Source organism: Parasphingomonas zepuensis, from assembly GCF_036663735.1.
In the GTDB taxonomy this organism is placed as follows: domain Bacteria; phylum Pseudomonadota; class Alphaproteobacteria; order Sphingomonadales; family Sphingomonadaceae; genus Sphingomonas.
In genome coordinates, this window is record NZ_JAXOJO010000003.1 from 307,039 (window position 1) to 324,223 (window position 17,185).

Sequence of the window (17,185 nt, forward strand, 5' to 3'; positions counted from 1 at the left end):
CGTGGCCAGCCCCCGCACTAATCCTCCAACCGCGATGAGCGTTCCCGAACCAGATAATAGCGGCCACCGCGCCCGCCTGCGCCAGCGGCTCAACGAGGGCGGATCCGACGCGCTGCTCGATCACGAACTGATCGAATATCTGCTCGCACTGGCCATCCCGCGACGCGACACCAAGCCGCTGGCCAAGGCCCTGCTCGCGGAATTCGGCGGGATCGGCGGGCTGTTGACGGCGGATCATGAATCGCTGGCGCGTGTGAAGGGCATGGGCGAGACGTCGATCGCGGCGGTCAAGGTCGCCCACGCCATCGCGCTCCGCCTGTTGCGCGCCGAAGTGGCGGAGCGGCCGGTACTGTCGAACTGGCAGGCGCTGCTCGATTATCTGCGGGCGGACATGGCCCATCACGTCAACGAGCGCGTGCGGGTGCTCCATCTGAACACGAAGAACATGCTGATCCGCGACGAACTGATGAGCGAGGGCTCGATCGACGAGGCCGCCGTCTATGTTCGCGAAGTGATCAAGCGGGCGATGGACCTGGGATCGGCGGCCATCATCCTGGTGCACAATCATCCGAGCGGGGACCCTACGCCAAGCCGCGCCGATATCGAGATCACGCGTAACATGATGGAGGGCGGCAAGCGCATGGGCATCACGGTGCATGACCATATCATCATGGGGACGAGCGGCCATTCCAGCCTGCGCGCTCTGGGATTGATGTAAAAAGCGAACGGCCGCCGAACCCTTTGGTTCGACGGCCGCCCGGAGGGACTGTGTGTCCTGCTAAGCTGTGTTACGAGCCCTGGGTCAGGAACCCTGTGACCTCGGTCTTGGACAGCGACTTGTTCTTGTCGGTGTCCGCGGTGGCGAAGGCCTGGTTGACCCACGTCTTGGTCGCGGCGCTTTCCGCCTTGGTCGTCGGATCGCTTGCCGTCTTCAGGGCGACCATCCAGGAACTGAATTCGGTCTCGTTGAGCGAACCGCTCGAATCCTTGTCATAGGACGGGAATTCGGTGCTCACGACCTGAGCGATCTGGTCAGCCTTGGTTGCCGGCTGCGCCGCCGTCTGGACTGGGGCCGCGGCTGGATCGGCCGGCGCCGCCTCCGCTACCGTCTCGTTCGGCGAGGCCACATCCGTCGCGGCGGGATCTGTTGCCGCAGGATCAGGGCTCGCCGGCGTAGCTTCCGGTGCAGTCTGCGTCGGCGCTGTTTGGGTAGTCGGTGCGACCTGACTATCGGCAGGCTTATCCTGCGCAAGAACAGGAGCCGAAATGGTCATGGCACTGGCAAGTAGAATATATTTCAACATGATTCTCTCCGTGGTGTGACTTCAAGAATTTCTTCGTGGTCGCTTTTCCCTGTTGCGATCACTTGGTATTAGAACCCCTCAACCACCGAGATAGTTCATTATTTCGCGATTTGTAGCGTCGCCTCGTCCCTGCTAACGCGCGCCTCATCGCGACTCCGTTCAAGATTCGCGACGAACAGAAACCGGAATTTCAGGAACCGTTGCAATGGTGCCACGCTACTCACGCCCCGACATGGTCGCCATCTGGACGCCCGAGGCTCGTTTTCGCATCTGGTTCGAGATCGAGGCGCATGCAACCGACGCGCTCGCGGAACTGGGTGTGGTGCCGAAAGAAGCCGCCAAGGCGATCTGGGAAAAGGGTGCGTTCGAGGTCGACCGGATCGACGAGATCGAGCGCGAGACCAAGCATGACGTGATCGCGTTTCTGACCAACGTCGCCGAACATGTCGGGCCGGAAGCGCGCTTCATGCACCAAGGCATGACCTCGTCCGACGTGCTCGACACGTGCCTCGCGGTGCAGCTCGCGCGCGCATCGGATTTGCTGATCGCCGATATCGACGCGCTGCTCGTCGTGCTGAAGCGCCGGGCGATCGAGCACAAGCTGACCCCGACGATCGGGCGGAGCCACGGCATTCATGCCGAGCCGGTCACCTTCGGCCTCAAAATGGCCCAGGCCTATGCCGAGTTCGACCGCAACCGCGCGCGCCTGGTGGCGGCGCGGGCCGATGTCGCCACCTGCGCCATCTCGGGCGCGGTCGGCACCTTCGCCAATATCGACCCGTTCGTCGAAAGCTATGTCGCGGAGAAGCTGGGCCTGAGTGTCGAACCCGTTTCGACTCAGGTCATCCCGCGCGATCGCCACGCCATGTTCTTCGCGACGCTGGGCGTGATCGCCAGCTCGATCGAGCGCCTCGCGACCGAGATCCGCCATCTGCAGCGCACCGAGGTGCTGGAAGCGGAAGAATATTTCTCGCCCGGCCAGAAGGGCTCGTCGGCGATGCCGCACAAGCGCAATCCGGTGCTGACCGAGAACCTGACCGGCCTCGCCCGCATGGTGCGCGGCTATGTGACGCCGGCGCTCGAGAATGTCGCGCTGTGGCACGAGCGAGACATCAGTCACTCGTCCGTAGAGCGCTATATCGGGCCCGATGCGACGATCACGCTGGATTTCGCGCTCGCACGGCTGACCGGCGTGATGGACAAGCTGGTCGTCTATCCCGCGCGGATGGAGAAGAACCTCAACAAGATGGGTGGGCTCGTCCATTCGCAGCGCGTGCTGCTTGCGCTGACTCAGGCCGGGGTAAGCCGCGAGGATGCCTATCGCCTGGTTCAGCGCAACGCGATGAAGGTGTGGGAGTCGGACGGCGCGCTGTCTCTGCAGGAATTGCTCAAGGCCGATCCCGAAGTGACGGCGGCGCTCTCGACCGCAGAGATCGACGACAAGTTCGACCTTGGTTACCACCTGAAGCACGTCGACACGATCTTCGCCCGGGTGTTCGGGGAAGCGCCTGACGCTTGATCGTAACGGCGGGGCGTTCGGGCTCGGCAGGCCTATCCGGACGTCAATATCGACTGCGGTGCCGATGCCGCAGCCGCGGCGCGGCTATAAGGCCGGCGCAACCGCAGGAACGGCGCTTCGAGGTAGCGAAAGCTCAGCATTCCGACTGGTGCCATCGCAGCGAAGCACAGCAGCGACCACAGGCAGGCGACATAGAAGTTGGAGAGATCCATCATATGCCGGTTGATGAAGTCGGCCGCCCCGAACACGACGAAGACGTGCAGCAGATAGATAGAATAGCTGTAGGCGCCCGCTTTGGCGATCAGCCCCGAAATACCGTCGGCGCGCGGCGTGAAGCTGCTGTCATAATAAGCGATCAGAGTGGCAAAGGCGATGCCGTCGATCGTCGGCAGGATGATCCACAGCGAGGCTCCGGGACGGGTATCGCCCACATGATAATAGCCACCGGCTTGATCGAACCCGTAATAGAAAAGCGCAAAGGCCAGCGCGACCGCCGCGGCCGCCACGTGATTCCGCTGCACCAGGTGCCGATAGCGAAAGGCGAGCATGCCGAGCAGGAACTGGTCGATATGGCCGCCGATCGTCCAATACGCCATGACCTGGACAGTGCCGCCCTCCAGAAAGAACAGGCCCCGCATCAGGATCGCCGCCGACAGGAAAATCGGCAGCGCCGCGCGGGATGAAGCAGAGGCTTTCATCAGCAGCGGCAGGACCAGGTAGAAATGGGTCTCCACCACGATCGACCAGACGCCGTTGGGCAGTGGTGGGACGGGACGCAGGAAGCCGAGGACGAACTCGCGGCAATAAGGCCATGGATTGGACCCTTCGCCGTTCAGCGCCCGCCCGATATCGGCCAGGACGACCACCAGGATGAGCAGCGGCGCGAGGCGAAGAAAGCGGTTCCAGAAGAACATCGCATAATCGATCGATCTACCGTCGAGCAGCTTGGCGAACAGATACCCCGACAGCGCCATGAACAGCGAGACGCCGACATGACCCTCGTCGAGAATCGCAAGCGGGAACAAGGCCGGCGCACCCTCCAGCGCAACCGGATAGCCGGTCTCGCCATGGATGAAATGCCAGGTGAAGACGCTGAACGCAGCCAAAGCGCGCACATGATCAAGAGCGATCCAGTGCTGCCCGGTCGAAGATCGCATGGCCAAACCCCTCGCGCCCTATCGCGGCGCCGCTGACGTCTAGCCGAAGATGATTAACGGACCTGAGTCATGGCTGCCCCGCCGGCGGCAGATGATAGACTAGGGGCCCCACCTGCCGTCGGCGCGGATAGGCAGCCTCGATGGCGTCGGCCACCACCGGATTGTAGCGTTGCTTGAAGAAGACCGCGCCGGGGCCGTCATGGGTGATGAAGAAGCCGAAGGCGTGCCGGCGCACCATGCCGGCAAAGGCAGCCTCGTCATAGACCCGGCCATGCGCCAGCTCGGCGGCAATCGCCGGCTCCCATTGCACGTCGCGGCCGGCGCGGATCAGCAGGACCATATCGTCGCTGATCACCGGCTTGGCCGAGGCGCGGATGTCGGTCACGACCCCGGCCATCAGCGCGCCCTGGTACCGCGCGCCCGCCGCGTCGGGCTCGGACGCCGGAGTCTGCCAGGCGGTGACCGGCAGCGCGACCGCGAACAGCAGCAGCAGGACGAGCGAGGGAGCCGCCGTGCCGTCTCGCACGAATTTCAGCACCGGAACTGCCGCCAGTCCGACGAAAACCGCCATGCCGCATGACCATTCGATGATATAATTGTCGCTCGATCCCGATTTCAGGATCATCGGCAGCATCATCGTCTTCACGGCGAGGAACAGCAGCAGGATGAGCGGGGCCGCCTTCGATGGGTCGCCGGCCAGCTTCGCCCGCAGCGCCAATGGGCGGCCCAGCTCGAGACGCCGCCAGGTCGCAACGATGCCAAAGGCCGCCATCGCGATCAGCATCGCCTGAGACGTCAGGATCCAGCCGAGCAAATCGATCCGCGACAGATCGAGCCGGTTGATGTTGTAGAGCAGGATATGGCGCAGGAAGCCGCCATCGCTGGCCAGGCTCAGCCCGCCCAGCGCGATCAGGCCCAAGCCGGCACAGCAGGCGAACAGGGCAATCGCCGCCCTCGGCCTGACCAGCCACAGGCCGGCGAACACGGCAATCGGTCCGGCGATCGAGGTCTGCTTGGTATAGATAGCGAGCACGAACGCCAGCGCGGCGAACGGGATGGCGGATGGCCGTTCGATCGCGCGAATGCCGAGCGCAAGCCCGGCCAGGGTCAGCGCACAGGCGAGCATGTCGACTCGCATCAGGAACGCCCAGCTCAGGATCGACGGGATCGAGGCAAGGCACAGGCCGCCTATAGCCGCTGCGGCCAGCTGCAATACGCGGTCCTCGCCGCGGGGCATCGCCGAGACGACCAGCCTTCCGACCAGACCCATCATCGCGACGGTCGACAGCAGCGACACAAGCCGGCCAGCGAACAGCTGGTCGAGCCCGAAAGCCCAGGCGGTCGCCGCGGTCGTCAAATGATAGACCGGCGGATAATGATAGACGATCGCCGGATAGACGCCGAGCGGACCATAGCCGGTGCCAGCGACGATATTGCGCAGCTGCTGCCAGACGATCCCCTCGCCATAATCGAGATCATAGGGGTAGCCGAGCGCGACCAGGGCCGCGAGCAACAGCTTGCCGAGATTGGCGAGCATCAGCAGCACCGCGATCGCGAGCCCGGCACCGACCAGCCGGCGCGGCCAGCCGCCGCGTCGAGCCGCGCGCGGACCGGTCAGAGCAGCCGTCGTGTCGAGCATCACGGCGCCGGCTTCGCGACGAGCAGCATCTGCTTGCCGAGCGGCTTGACCGGCAGGTTCAGATAAATCCAGACCAGGATCGGCCAGGCCGGCAGGCGCGACTTGACCGTCAGCGGCAGGAAGCGCGGCCTGACCTCGATCACGTCCCAGCCATGCGCCTGCAGCAGATCGGCCAGGCTGATATGCGAATAGACCGCGACATGGGTATAGTCGTCGAAATATTCGCGATAGGCATAGCGGTAATTGGGCTGCAACATGGTCAGCGTGCCGCCGGGCGCGAGCGTGCGCCGGATTTCGGCCAGCGCTGATACCAGCGCCTCCTGGGGGAGATGCTCGAACAGGTTGGACGCGAAGGCGTAATCGACCGTGCCGTCGGCGATCGCGCCAAGGTCAGTGACTGGGCCGATCACCACCTCGACCGCTTTGTCGACCTGCGCCGCAAGGCCGGGCCAGGTGTCGACCGCGATCCGGCGGCGCGCCACGACATTGTTGATGAAATCGCCATAGCCGGCACCGAGATCGAGCACACAGGCACCGGCCGCGATCCGGAAGCGGAAGAAATAGCGCCAGAGCGCCGCCCAGACCGCGTTACGGCGCTGGTCGGGCGCCAGCCGAGACCCGTGATAATCGCCGCTCACGCGTACCGTTTCCAGTCCGACAACAGCCCGATGATCATCCGCCAGCCGACAACGAGACCGCGCCAGTCATTGACGTTGCCGCCCTTGCTCAGGCCGATCCGCGGATGGAAGGTGATCGGGCATTCCAGCACGACCAGGTCATGATAAAAGGCCTTGTCGAGGAAATGCGCGTTGAACTCGAGATTGACCGCCGGGTTGAGCTCCTTCAGCAGCGGGATCAGCGCGTCGCGCCGGCATAATTTATAGGTCGTGCCCATGTCGGTGATCGTCCCGCGGCCAAGATGCTTGGCCTCGAGCAGTTTACCGACAAAGATGTTCCCATAATACATGAACACGCTCAGCTGAGTCAGATATTGCCTGAGCGGTTCGACCGTCCGCGTGCCGTTGACGATATCGGCGTGCGGCGCATAAGCGAGCAGCTTCTCGATATCATAGGCCCGGAACGTGCTGTCGCCCTCGCACAGCACGACGAACTCGGTGTCGTCGAAGCGCGCTGCCTCGGTCAGGCAGCGGAACACACAGCGGCCATAGCCGGGCGCAAGCTCGTTGAAGGTGATCGCGCCGGCGGCCCCCGCCCGCTCGAAGGTGCGGTCGATGCTGTTGTTGCTGACTACGATCACGCGCTCGACCAGCGGATGCAGCAGGAAATCCTCGACGGCGCCGGCGATGCTGTCTTCGTCATTATAGGCGGTCAGTGCCACCGTCACCCGCCGGCGCTTCACCGGGGTGAAGCGCACCGGCACGTTCGGCTTCTTGTGCTGGTGCATATAGAGCAGGTCGAACAGCGATAGCGTGATCCCGATCATGATCGGTACGCCGCTATACCAGACCAGGGCTTCGGCGACCGGATCGAGCAGCGCATGCAGGTTGAGCAGATAGCGCGGAAAGACGAGCAGCACGCCGGTGAGATACATGGCCAGCCCGAAGACGAAGCAGAGTAATCCGTACAGCAGCAGCGGCTTCTGGAAGGGATGCCGGTTGGTGGCCCTTACCGGAAAACGCTCCACCATTCTCATTGCTCCAGATCGCCCGGGCACGAACCACCCGGCGCTTCACCGTCGCTACGCAGAATTGGTTAAATGTTTTGCCACGCGATGCGACGGAGCCGCGGTTGGAGCGCTGGGAAGAGATCTGTCGGTACGCTACAGGCCGGGTGAGGCGAACCGTTTCTTTTCATCGATGAGACGAGTGCAAATGCTGCAACTGCGAAGGCGCGTAATAATATTGCGAGAGCTCGCAACAATCTCCACATAGCCCTTGCCGGACTGTTCCGGCATCGGAGACCCTACCATGCGCTTCCTGGAAACCGTGGTCAGCACCATGCTGACGTTCACGGCCCTTGTGCTGGTGGTCGAGGTCGTAAGCCTCTGATCCATCGGCCCGTCGCCCCTTTGAGACAGGGGGCGGCTTGGGCCGGCGGGATCGGCTAATTACCCTATTACGAATTTTCGCTGCCCGTCCCGCTGGCCGGGCGGACGATGGCCGTCGAGTTATCTCCAGCCCTACGCGTCCCCGCGCGCGGCACGGGGACGATTCTAACCCAGCGCGCTTTTCACCTTCTTGAAGAACCCCGCCGTCTGCGGATTCTCCTCGCCGGTCTCGGTCGCGCGGAATTGCTCGAGCAATTCTCGTTGCCTGGCGCTCAGCTTGGTCGGCGTCTCCACTTCAACGCGGATCACCAGATCGCCGCGTCCGCGCCCCTGCAACACCGGCATGCCGGCACCGCGCTGACGCAGCTCGCGGCCGCTCTGGGTGCCAGCCGGGATCTTGATCGTATGGCGCTCCCCGTCAGGACCGGGAATACGGATCTCGCCGCCCAGCGACGCGGTGGTGAAGCTGATCGGCGCGCGTGCGAACAAGGTCGTGCCCTCGCGCTCGAACAGCGCATGCCGCTGCACGTGCAGGAAGATGTAGAGATCGCCCGGGGGCGCACCGCGCATGCCGGCCTCGCCCTCGCCGGTCAGGCGCACGCGCGTGCCTTCGTCGACGCCGGGTGGGATATTGACGGTGAGCGTCTTGGTCTTCTCGACCCGGCCTTCGCCGCGACACGAACTGCAAGGATCGGAAATCACCTGGCCGGCACCGTGGCAGCTCGGGCAGGTCCGCTCGACCACAAAGAAACCCTGTTGCGCCCGGACCTTGCCATGGCCGGCACAGGTGCCGCAGGGCTTGGCGCTGGTTCCGGGATTGGCGCCGGTGCCGTGGCAGGCATCGCACGACGCCGACACGTCGACCGTGACGTCCGTCGACTTGCCCTTGAAGGCGTCTTCGAGCGTGATCTCCATGTCGTAGCGGAGATCGGCGCCGCGACGCGGACCGCGCGAGGCGCGCTGGCCGCCGCCCATGAACTCGCCGAAGATATTCTCGAAGATATCGCTGAACCCGCCGAAATCCTGCGCACCGCCGCCGGCACCCGCGCCATTGCGGAAAGCGGCATGGCCGAACCGATCATAGGCTGCGCGTTTCTGCGGATCCTTGAGGCAGTCATAGGCTTCGCTGATCGCCTTGAACCGCGATTCGCTATCCTTGCACCCGTCATTCTTGTCCGGGTGATACTTCATCGCAAGCTTGCGATAGGACGCCTTCAGCGTCGCATCGTCAGCGCCGCGTTCGCATTCCAGCAGCTCGTAAAAATCAACTTCGGTGGTCATTTATGGCCCCCGCCCGCCCCGTCATTCCTGCTTCTGGCAGGAACAACGGGGGGACCGCAACAGGTTACGCCTTGGTATCGTCGACTTCCGAGAATTCGGCATCGACCACGTCTTCGGCAGGCGCCTCGGGCGCCGCTTCAGCCGCCGGCGAAGCCTCGGACTGGGCCTGCTTCTCGTAGATCGCCTGACCAAGCTTCATCGCCACCTGCTGCAGCGTATTGGCCTGCTCGCGCATCACTTCGGGATCGCCGCCTTCGACCGCCGTCTTGGCCGTCGCGACTGCGGCCTCGATCTCGGACTTGAGCGATGCGTCGACCTTGTCGCCATTCTCCGCGAGCTGACGCTCGGTGGTGTGGATCAGGCTGTCGAGCGTGTTGCGCGCCTCGGCTGCCTCACGGCGCTTCTTGTCTTCCTCGGCGAACTGCTCGGCATCGCGGACCATCTGGTCGATGTCGCGATCCGACAGGCCACCCGAGGCCTGGATGCGGATCTGCTGTTCCTTGCCGGTGCCCTTGTCCTTGGCGGACACGTTGACGATGCCGTTGGCGTCGATGTCGAACGTGACCTCGATCTGCGGCACGCCGCGCGGCGCCGGCGGGATGCCGACCAGATCGAACTGGCCGAGGATCTTGTTGTCCGCGGCCATTTCGCGCTCGCCCTGGAAGACGCGGATCGTCACCGCCTGCTGATTGTCATCGGCAGTCGAATAGGTCTGCGACTTCTTGGTCGGGATCGTGGTGTTGCGATCGATCATGCGGGTGAAAACGCCACCCAGCGTCTCGATGCCCAGCGACAGCGGAGTCACGTCGAGCAGCAGCACGTCCTTGACGTCGCCCTGCAGCACGCCGGCCTGGATCGCCGCGCCCATCGCGACCACTTCATCGGGATTGACGCCAGTGTGCGGATCCTTGCCGAAGAAGTCCTTCACGACCTGGCGAACCTTGGGCATGCGCGTCATGCCGCCCACCAGGACGACCTCTGCAATGTCCGCGGCCTTCAGCCCGGCATCGGCCAGTGCCTTGCGGCACGGCTCCAGCGTACGCTGGATCAGGTCCTCGACCAGGCGCTCCAGATCCGAGCGGGTGATCGTCTTGACCAGATGCTTCGGGCCGTTCTGATCGGCGGTGATGAAGGGCAGGTTGACTTCGGTCGTCGCGGCCGAGCTCAGCTCGATCTTGGCCTTCTCGGCGCCTTCCTTGAGGCGCTGGAGAGCCAGCTTGTCCTTGGTCAGGTCGATGCCCTCGGCCCTGCGGAAATCCTCCGCCAGGAAGCGCAGCAGCTTGTCGTCGAAATCCTCGCCGCCGAGGAAGGTGTCGCCATTGGTGGCCTTCACCTCGAACACGCCGTCGCCGATCTCAAGGATCGAGATGTCGAAGGTGCCGCCGCCAAGATCATAGACAGCGATGACCTTGCCGTCCTGCTTGTCGAGGCCGTACGCCAGCGCCGCCGCTGTCGGCTCGTTGATGATGCGCAGCACTTCGAGGCCCGCGATCTGGCCGGCGTCCTTGGTCGCCTGGCGCTGCGCGTCGTTGAAATAGGCAGGCACGGTAACGACTGCCTGAGTGACCGTCTCGCCGAGATAGGCCTCGGCGGTTTCCTTCATCTTCTGGAGCGTGAAGGCGGAGATCTGCGCGGGCGAATAATCCTTGCCGCCAGCCTGGACCCAGGCGTCGCCATTCTGGCCCTTCACGATGTGATAGGGAACCAGCTCGGTGTCCTTCTTGGTCACCGGATCGTCGAAGCGGCGGCCGATCAGGCGCTTCACTGCGAAGATGGTGTTTTCCGGATTGGTCACTGCCTGGCGCTTGGCCGGCTGACCGATCAGCCGCTCGCCATCCTTGGCGAACGCAACGATCGAAGGCGTGGTACGCGCGCCTTCCGCATTTTCGATAACCTTGGGCTTGCCGCCCTCCATCACAGCAACGCAGCTGTTGGTCGTACCCAGATCGATTCCGATAACTTTAGCCATGGTCCTCGTCGGCCCCCGTCTTCAAAAAATTGACTCTCGGCCGCGCCCCCGGATTGGGCGACGCGACGCTCACTGCTGGCGATATAGGGGGGCTTTCGCTTGCCGCAAGATTTTCGACTGCGTAGATGACCTTTCAAGATTTCCCGGACCAGAGAATATGATGCGTATCGTTACGATCCTCGGCGTGCTGCTGGCGCTGGCCGGCTGCGGCAGCCCCACGGAAATCCACGTGACCAACGCCTGGGTGCGCCTGCCGGCGGCGCCCGGCCGGCCGGCCGGCGCCTATTTCACGCTGCACGGCGGCAAGGCCGATGCGACTCTGATCAGCATTTCGAGCGACGTCGCGATCAAGGCGGAGATGCACGAAACGGTGACATCGGGCGCGATGTCGGCGATGAAGCCGATCGAGCAGGTTGCCCTGCCCGCGGCGAGCAAGATCGTCTTCGCACCGGGCGGCAAGCATGTGATGCTGTTCGACGTGAATCCCGGCATCAAGCCGGGTGCCCCGGTGCCGCTGCTCTTCACCTTCGCTGACGGCCAGCGCATCACCTACAAGGCCACCGCCGTCGGCGCGGGCGATCCCGCCCCCGGGCAGTGACCGCGGATCCGATTCGCCGCCGGCTGACCGAAGGCGAGATCGCGCTCTCCCGCAGCATGTTCGGCGATGCGGTGGATTATGCCCAGGTCGGCATCGTCCGGCGCAAATGGGCATTCTTCCAGCCGCGCGAGACGGTGATGGCACCGCGCGGGTCGCTCCATTTCCACCCGCACGGCACGCTCTACCGCGACGATTTCGCCGCTGCCGGGCTCGATGACCAGGGGCTGTTCATTCATGAAATGGTCCATGTCTGGCAGCATCAGCAGGGCATCATGCTCCCGCTCCGCCGCCATCCCTTCTGCCGCTACGATTACGCGATTCGGCCGGGCCTGCGCTTCGAGCGCTACGGCATCGAGCAACAGGCCGAGATCGTGCGCCACGCCTTCCTGCTGCGACATGGCGGCCGGGTGATCGGCGCACCTTCGCTCGACACGTACGAGGACATGCTGCCGTTCGGGCGGCTGGCCTGAAGCGAAATCCCTACCGGCGAATGCCGGCAAGGGCGCGATTGCCCAGCTCGATCGCGCCGAGCGGCCCGGCATGGTTGCCGAGCGCGGCCGGCACGACATAGGCCTCGACCGGCAGGAGGCCGGGTGCTGCGACATAGCCGCCAAGGCTGTCGAGCAGCTTGCGGCGAATCAGCGGAAACAGGTGCGGCGTGCCGGTCATCACCCCGCCCCCCATCACGATTCGCCGCGGAATCCCGGTCAGCACCAGCATATGCGCCAGCTGCGCGAGCGCATGGGCGACGCCGTCCCAGACCGGATCGTCCGCTGCCAGTTGCTCGGCACCCTGGCCGGAGCGCGCGCGAATCGCCGTGCCCGAGGCGAGGCCTTCCACGCAATCGCCGTGAAACGGGCAGGAACCAGCCCAGCTGTCGCCCGGCAACCGCACCGGGCGGATATGACCGAGCTCGGGATGAGTAAGGCCGTTAGTCGGTGCGTTCGCCAGCACCAGTCCCACGCCGAGGCCTGTCCCGACCGTGACATAGGCGTGATCGGCGACATCCTGTGCCGCGCCCCAGCGCCCCTCGCCCAACGCCGCCCCGGCAACGTCGCTGTTGAAGCCGGTCGGAACGCCCGCCCGGCGCGCGAGACGTCCGCCGACATCGGTATTCGACCAACCTGACTTGGTCGTTGCGGTGATGAAACCGTAATCACCGGCCGCCGGATCGATCGAGACCGGGCCGAAGCTCGCAATCCCCAGCGCCTGATAGCCCGTCCAGCGATCGAGCACTGCCTCGATCGCTGCCAGCGTCTCGTCTGGACTGGTCGTGGGAATCCGCACCTCGTCGCGGATATCCTCGGGTCCGGATCCCAGAATGCAGATGCATTTGGTCCCGCCAAGTTCGATTCCGGCGATCAGGGGATTGGCCATCAGCCCGCTATCCGCTGCCCGCCAAGATCCTGTCAATCATACAGCAATGCGCGAACCGGCACATTCTTGCGACAAATGGCGGTTAGGGACGCCGTCACTGTTCGAATTGGGAGTGATCATGCGGCGTTTCGGTATCCTTTTCCTGTTGGCATCGGCCAGCGTCCCGGCACTGGCGGCCGCGCAGACCGCACCGGAGCGGCCGCCGGTCGGTGAGCCCGGCGCAGCGCAGGCCGACGACCAGAGCGATATCGAGGAGCCCGACATCATCGTCCGGGGGCAGCGCAACCTGCCCGGCGCGGTGATCGGCGACATCCCGCCCGAGCAGCAGCTCGGCCCGGCCGATATCCGGTCCTATGGGGTCAGCTCGGTGGCGGACCTGCTCACCGAGCTGTCGCCGCAGACGACCAGCGGACGCGGCAGCGGCGGTGCGCCGGTGGTGTTGCTCAACGGCAAGCGTATTTCCGGATTCGCCGAGATTCGCGACATCCCGACCGAGGCGATCGCGCGCGTCGACATCCTGCCCGAGGAAGTCGCACTGAAATATGGCTATCGCGCCGACCAGAAAGTGGTGAACATCGTGCTGCGCCGCCGCTTCCGCGCGACCACGATCGAACTGGCCGATCGCGTACCGACCGCGGGCGGGCGCAACGATGCCGAAGGTGAGTTGGACCTGCTCCACATCCGCGGCGACGGCCGCCTGAACCTGCACCTGGAATATGAAGCGCAATCGGGCCTGACCGAGGATGAGCGCGATATCCCCGGTGCCGATCCCTATCGCAGCCTCCTTGCCTCGAGCCGCGATTTCGCGGCGAACAGCGTTTATGCGCGATCGATCGGCAAGGTATCGGCGACGCTCAACGGGCGGCTCGAATATACCGACAGCAACCGCGCCAACGGTTTGCCCGAGGGGGTAACCGACCCGGCGGTCGATGGCGTGCTGCCGCTTCAGCAGCGCAATTCGACGCTGACCACTCATCTCGGCACCACCTTCAACGGTGCGCTTGGCCCTAAATGGCACTGGTCGGTGACCGGCAATTACGATCGCAGCGAAACCAAGAGCTTCAGCGACACGGACATCTCCACCACAGGTACTGGCGCGGCGCCGGCCAATCGCGCTTACGGTGTTTCGAATACGGCGGGCGTCGATGCGCTGTTCAACGGGCCTTTGTTCAAGTTGCCGGCAGGTGACATCTCTACCAGCATCAAGCTCGGCGCCGACACCAGCGGATTCGATACGCGATCCTATCGCCGGGATCGTGATCAGGCCGATCTGGTGCGCGAAACGCTCGGCTCGGTCTCGCGCGACACCGTCAACGCACAAATCAATATCGACGTGCCGATCGCCAGCAAATCGAACAACGTCCTGCCGTTCCTCGGCAAGCTTTCTGCGAATTTCAACCTGGCCGAGGATCATCTGTCCGACTTCGGCACGATGCAGACGCTCGGCTATGGCGCGAACTGGATACCGATCGACGCGATCCGTCTGATCGTCTCGCATACCGACCAGGACGTCGCACCGACCGCGCAGCAAATCGGCAACCCGGTGATCATCACGCCGAACGCGCGCGTGTTCGACTATGTCCAGGGCACTACCGTCGACGTCACCACACTCACCGGCGGCAATCCCAATCTGATCGCCAGCAACAACCATGTGACCAAGATAGGCCTGACGCTTAAGCCCTGGTCGCAGACCGATCTCAGCCTCACCGCCAACTATGTGACCAGCCGGACCGACAACCCGATCACCGCCTTCCCGGCCGCGACGGCGGCGATCGAGGCGGCCTTTCCGGGCAGAATCATCCGCGATCCGTCGTCGGGCCAGCTCCTCCAGCTCGACACACGGCCGATCAACTTCGCTGAAAGCAACCGATCGCAGCTGCGCTGGGGCATCAATTTCTCCAAGGCGATCAAATCGAAGGTCCAGAAGGAACTGGAGGCATTCCGCGCCGGAACCGGCCCGAATCCGTTCGCTGGGCTACGGCCGCCCGGCGGCCAGCGGCGCGGCGAAGGCGGCGAAGGCAGACCGGCGACTCAGCCAGACGGCAGCGCGCGCAATGGCGGCACGCCGGCCGATGGCGCGGCCCCTCCCGGAGCGCCCGGCGAAGGTGGCCAGCGCGCCGGCGGTTTCGGCGGGCGTGGTCCGGGCGGTCCAGGCGGCGGCTTTGGCGGCCGGGGTGGTGGATTCGGAGGCGGCGCGCAGGGCGGCGGAAGGCTTCAGTTCGCGCTCTACCATACCTGGCATTTCGCGGATGAAGTGCTGGTGCAGGACGGCGGACCACGGCTCGACCTGCTCGATGGCGACGCGATCAGCGGCAGCGGCGGCCAATCCCGCCATGAGTTCGAGGCGCAGGCCGGATATACCAATAACGGCATGGGCGTGCGTTTCTCCGGCAAGTACGCAACCGGCACCCAGGTCAACGGCGGCACGCCGGCGGCACCGGAACAGCTGGACTTTTCCGGGCTCGGCACGCTCGACGTCCGTCTGTTCGCCGATTTCGGGCAGCGGCTGGAGCTGATCAAGAAGCATCCCTGGTTGCGCGGCACTCGGGTCACGCTCGGCGTCAGCAATATCTTCAACAGCCGCCAGCGCGTGACCGATGCGAGTGGTGGGACGCCAGTCAGTTATCGGCCCGACTATCTCGATCCGCTTGGCCGGACGGTACGGCTCAGCATCCGGAAACTGTTCTTCTAGAGTCGAGCGCGACGGCCACCGCGTCTTCCGGGCTTGCCAGGAGACGCGGTGGCGCTGGCCGGGAATCGGCGCCATCCCGCTATTTTCGCATCGCTTTCTTTACCTCCCCACGGCAGGATAGCCGTGCAACCGGGAGAGGACGCGCATGGATCGAGTGAGGATGTTCGCCTGGGGCTATTTCGCCCTGTTCGTTGGCGTGGTCGCGATCGGCTATGTGCCCGGCTTCCATGACGCCGATGGCAATCTGTTCGGGCTGTTCAAGCTCGATCTCTATGACGACAGCCTGCATCTCGCCTCGGGCATCTGGGCCGGGATCGCCGCATGGCTCTCCTACCGCGCGTCGCGCGGTTATTTCCGGCTGTTCGGGCCGCTCTATTTTCTGGACGGAGTGCTCGGGCTGATCACCGGCAGCGGCTATCTCGACGGCGGCATCTTCCTCTACGGGCCGCTCGACCTGTCGATGACGATCCGCTTCTTCGCCAACCTGCCGCACCTCCTGATCGGCGGCATCGCGATCTGGGTTGGCTATCGGCTCGCGCGTCAGCCCACCGTCGCGGCATGAAGCGCCGCTGGAAGGTCGCGATCGGGGTCGGCGGCCTGCTGGCCGCCACGATCCTGCTGCCGATGGCCTATATCGAGATCGGTTGCCAGTCGCCGATCGCCGGCTTCAACCCGGCTGCGCCCTACAAGCCCATCCTCCAGCCGGCCGAACGTCGGCCCGAGGCGCGGACTTTCCTGACCTATCCCGAATGGCACATCGTCTATTCGGCCGAGAGCTATGGCCGTCACCTCACCGCGGCCCAGCGCCCCAGCGGCTACGCGTTCGGCGGCGATATCGGCGGCTTCTGGTCGAGCTATTGCGCGCTCAACCGAGCGACCGTCGGCGGCGATGCGGGCGACGCCAAGATGATGATCTATACGATCGGGATCAGCTATACAGTCGAGATGGCGGTCAAGGCAGCGTATGAACGGCTGATCGGGCGCTTCTTCGAATGGACCGGCGGCTGGCATAGTGCGGATGATCATTATGCGGCCAACGTGCAGCGCGCATACGGCCAGTTCATGCACGAGACGCCCTGGTATATGTTCCCGTTCGGCAAGGTGCTGCGCGGGGAATGGCGGACTGCGGACAGCGAGAACCGGCTGCGGCATGCCGAGCGGCGTTTCGCGCTCAGCGCCGAATATGGGGTGAAGGCGGGTTATGCGAAGCTGATCGGGTCTGCTGCCGGGGCGACGATGGAGCCGGCGGCGCCAAAGCTGTGGTTCGTGGCGAAGGGCCCGTCAGGCGCGATCCAGGCGATCGACCCGCGGCTGAAGCCGATCCGCACTGCCGGCGGGCTGACGGTGGTCGAGGCGCCGCGCTATGCGCAATTCACTGATCTGTTGGGCAAGCTCGCCGCGTCACCGATCGAGGTGATCGAGATTTCCGGCAATGACGATATCCTCGTTACCTTGCTCGCGACCGCCCCGCCGGAACCCGCCGATGGCACCGTGCTGATCTCCCAGGCGCTGGCCGACCGGCCCGGGTGGCAGCGCTACGGCGTCTCCACCAAGGTCCCGAAGCTGCTCGCTTTGCTCCGCACGGTGAAGGCGCGCGGCGGGACGGTCGAGCATGTCTATGATTATTAAGACATCCAGCGC

General features: G+C 64.5%; 15 protein-coding genes. 7 read left to right on the top strand and 8 right to left on the bottom strand.

All coding sequences use genetic code 11. The annotated features are described in order from the left end of the window. The first annotated feature begins 34 nt into the window (after positions 1 to 34). Entirely contained in the window at positions 35 to 718 is a 684-nt protein-coding gene (radC, locus tag U1769_RS12730; RefSeq protein WP_332716438.1) for a RadC family protein, read from the top strand. A gap of 70 nt (positions 719 to 788) precedes the next feature. Here radC and U1769_RS12735 read toward each other — a convergent pair whose 3' ends face one another. Then, entirely contained in the window at positions 789 to 1,304 is a 516-nt protein-coding gene (locus tag U1769_RS12735) for an EF-hand domain-containing protein (protein ID WP_332716441.1), read from the bottom strand. Positions 1,305 to 1,509: 205 nt separating this feature from the next. Here U1769_RS12735 and purB point away from each other — a divergent pair, with 205 nt between their 5' ends. Further along, positions 1,510 to 2,823, top strand: coding sequence for an adenylosuccinate lyase (purB, locus tag U1769_RS12740; RefSeq protein ID WP_332716444.1), 1,314 nt, complete (start codon positions 1,510 to 1,512; stop codon positions 2,821 to 2,823). Positions 2,824 to 2,855: 32 nt separating this feature from the next. On the opposite strand, the gene U1769_RS12745 is transcribed toward purB, so the two are convergent. From U1769_RS12745 to dnaK, 6 genes are all read right to left on the bottom strand, one after another. Then, on the bottom strand, positions 2,856 to 3,980 hold the full coding sequence (locus tag U1769_RS12745) for an acyltransferase family protein (RefSeq protein WP_332716446.1): 1,125 nt from the start codon (positions 3,978 to 3,980) through the stop codon (positions 2,856 to 2,858). Between the two features lie 67 nt (positions 3,981 to 4,047). Beyond that, on the bottom strand, positions 4,048 to 5,619 hold the full coding sequence (locus U1769_RS12750) for an ArnT family glycosyltransferase (RefSeq protein WP_332716448.1): 1,572 nt from the start codon (positions 5,617 to 5,619) through the stop codon (positions 4,048 to 4,050). Continuing rightward, on the bottom strand, positions 5,619 to 6,257 hold the full coding sequence (locus U1769_RS12755; protein ID WP_332716450.1) for a class I SAM-dependent methyltransferase: 639 nt from the start codon (positions 6,255 to 6,257) through the stop codon (positions 5,619 to 5,621). Before U1769_RS12755 ends, U1769_RS12750 begins: the two co-directional genes overlap by 1 nt. After that, the gene (locus U1769_RS12760; protein WP_332716452.1) at positions 6,254 to 7,267 is read right to left on the bottom strand and encodes a glycosyltransferase family protein; all 1,014 of its coding nucleotides are present in this window, start codon (positions 7,265 to 7,267) and stop codon (positions 6,254 to 6,256) included. The genes U1769_RS12755 and U1769_RS12760 overlap by 4 nt, the downstream gene beginning before the upstream one ends. Positions 7,268 to 7,792: 525 nt before the next feature. After that, the gene (gene dnaJ, locus U1769_RS12765; protein ID WP_332716454.1) at positions 7,793 to 8,908 is read right to left on the bottom strand and encodes a molecular chaperone DnaJ; all 1,116 of its coding nucleotides are present in this window, start codon (positions 8,906 to 8,908) and stop codon (positions 7,793 to 7,795) included. 64 nt (positions 8,909 to 8,972) lie between these two features. Then, positions 8,973 to 10,877, bottom strand: coding sequence for a molecular chaperone DnaK (gene dnaK / locus U1769_RS12770; protein WP_332716456.1), 1,905 nt, complete (start codon positions 10,875 to 10,877; stop codon positions 8,973 to 8,975). A 157-nt stretch (positions 10,878 to 11,034) separates the two neighbouring features. Between dnaK and U1769_RS12775 the strand changes: the two genes are divergently transcribed. Together U1769_RS12775 and U1769_RS12780 are read left to right on the top strand one after the other, a co-directional pair. Next, positions 11,035 to 11,475 carry a copper chaperone PCu(A)C gene (locus U1769_RS12775; RefSeq protein WP_332716459.1) on the top strand — a complete coding sequence of 147 codons (441 nt, stop codon included), beginning with the start codon at positions 11,035 to 11,037 and terminating at the stop codon, positions 11,473 to 11,475. Positions 11,476 to 11,531: 56 nt separating this feature from the next. Continuing rightward, the gene (locus U1769_RS12780) at positions 11,532 to 11,945 is read left to right on the top strand and encodes a vgr related protein (RefSeq protein ID WP_332717576.1); all 414 of its coding nucleotides are present in this window, start codon (positions 11,532 to 11,534) and stop codon (positions 11,943 to 11,945) included. A 10-nt stretch (positions 11,946 to 11,955) separates the two neighbouring features. Here the strand turns inward: U1769_RS12780 and U1769_RS12785 are convergent, their stop codons facing one another. Next, positions 11,956 to 12,852 (bottom strand): ROK family protein, encoded by an 897-nt coding sequence (locus U1769_RS12785; RefSeq protein ID WP_332716461.1) that lies wholly within the window; start codon positions 12,850 to 12,852, stop codon positions 11,956 to 11,958. 118 nt (positions 12,853 to 12,970) lie between these two features. Here U1769_RS12785 and U1769_RS12790 point away from each other — a divergent pair, with 118 nt between their 5' ends. The 3 genes from U1769_RS12790 to U1769_RS12800 all read left to right on the top strand — a co-directional run bounded on the left by U1769_RS12790 (position 12,971) and on the right by U1769_RS12800 (position 17,173). Beyond that, positions 12,971 to 15,544, top strand: coding sequence for a TonB-dependent receptor (locus tag U1769_RS12790; protein WP_332716463.1), 2,574 nt, complete (start codon positions 12,971 to 12,973; stop codon positions 15,542 to 15,544). A gap of 145 nt (positions 15,545 to 15,689) precedes the next feature. Beyond that, positions 15,690 to 16,106 (top strand): DUF4383 domain-containing protein, encoded by a 417-nt coding sequence (locus U1769_RS12795; RefSeq protein WP_332716464.1) that lies wholly within the window; start codon positions 15,690 to 15,692, stop codon positions 16,104 to 16,106. Continuing rightward, on the top strand, positions 16,103 to 17,173 hold the full coding sequence (locus U1769_RS12800) for a hypothetical protein (protein ID WP_332716466.1): 1,071 nt from the start codon (positions 16,103 to 16,105) through the stop codon (positions 17,171 to 17,173). The genes U1769_RS12795 and U1769_RS12800 overlap by 4 nt, the downstream gene beginning before the upstream one ends. The last annotated feature ends 12 nt before the right edge of the window (positions 17,174 to 17,185 follow it).